We start from the raw sequence: 1,465 nt of genomic DNA, 5'->3' as shown, positions 1-1,465 counted from the left end.
CAATGTCGTTCAGTTAGGGCGGGGGTTGGTGTGTCTAGTCCGGTCCTGGTCTCGGTGTAGGGCAAGGGGCTCCCTGGTAAAACAGTTGTGCTGCAACAAGTTCAACCAGGAGGAGCCCCTTGTCCTCTCATACTGTCATAACGCGTGTGGTGCGTGCCGCTGGCGGCGTGTTCGCGCCCGGGCATCTGGGCGAGCTGACCCGGATCGTGCCCTTCGAGATGGTCGATGCGGTGCTCGACTCGTGCGCCAAGACCCAGCGGCGGATCCGGCTGGTCCCGGCACGGGTGACCGTCTACCTGTTGCTGGCGGCCGGACTGTTCGCGCATCTGGGCTGGGGCCTGGTGTGGGACAAGCTCACCGCGGGCCTGGGGCCAGGGCCGCGGCCGGGCGCCTCGGCCTTGTACTACGCGCGCAAACGCCTCGGCGCGGCGCCGCTGCGGGCCCTGTTCGACCATCTGGCCGGGCCGGGCGCGGCCTGCGTGCGATGGCGGGGCCTGCTGGTGGTCGCCCTCGACGGCACCCAGATCGAGGTGCCCGACTCGGCGGCGAACCGCGACCGGTTCGGTCTGCATTCGGCCGGGCACGCCCGGGCCGGGTACCCGCAGGTCCGGCTGCTCGCCCTGGCCGCGGCCGGCACCCGGTCCCTGCTCGGCGCGACCTGGTCCACCACCGGTGACACCGAGCAGTACCTCGCCCGGTCCCTGCTCCCGCACCTGGGACCGGGCCGGCTGCTGCTGGCCGACCGCGGCTTCGCCTCGGCCGACTTCCTCGCCCGCGCCACTGAGACCGGCACCGACCTGCTCGTCCGTATCCCGGCCCACTGGCGTCCGCGCACCATCAAGCGCCTGAGCGAGGGCACCCGCCTGGTCCAGATCGGGCCCCTCCAACTGCGCCTGATCGAAGCCGAGATCACCATCAACACCACCGGCGCCACCCGCACCGGCGCCTACCGGCTCGCCACCACCCTGACCGACCCCGCCGCCCACCCCGCCCTGGACCTGGTCGAGCTCTACCACCAGCGCTGGGAGATCGAGACCGCGTTCATGGAGCTCAAATCCACCTTGCTGCGCCGCAGGGTCCTGCGCGCGGCCGACCCGGCCGGCCTCGACCAGGAGCTCTGGGCCCTGCTCGTGCTTTACCAGGCCGTCCGCTGCGCTATCGATGACGCCTGCACCGCAAGCGACCTGACCCCGCTGACCGCCAGCTTCACCCTCGCCATCGAATGCGCCCGCGACCAGATCATCCAGGCCGCGGGCATCATCGATGACGAACACCTCGACCTGGCCGGACGGATCGGGGCCGAGCTGATCGCCCGGCCCCTCCCCAAACGCCGCCTGCGCACCGCACCACGAGCGATCAAACGAGCGATCTCCAAACACCGCGCCAAAGGCACCGTGAACAGGCGAACCTACAAAGCCACCCTCGAAATCGCCCTCATCGACACCCGCTAACTGAACGACATTGG

General features: G+C 70.1%; 1 protein-coding gene. It reads left to right on the top strand.

Annotation, left to right across the window (positions count from 1 at the left end; genetic code table 11):
* Positions 1-146 precede the first annotated feature (146 nt).
* Complete coding sequence (locus tag LO763_RS28550; protein ID WP_230792292.1) at positions 147-1,451, top strand: IS4 family transposase; 1,305 nt, start codon at positions 147-149, stop codon at positions 1,449-1,451.
* Positions 1,452-1,465 lie beyond the last annotated feature (14 nt).

The organism is Glycomyces amatae (assembly GCF_020991375.1).
Lineage (GTDB): Bacteria > Actinomycetota > Actinomycetes > Mycobacteriales > Micromonosporaceae > Glycomyces > Glycomyces amatae.
This window is presented reverse-complemented; position numbering and strand designations above follow the sequence as displayed.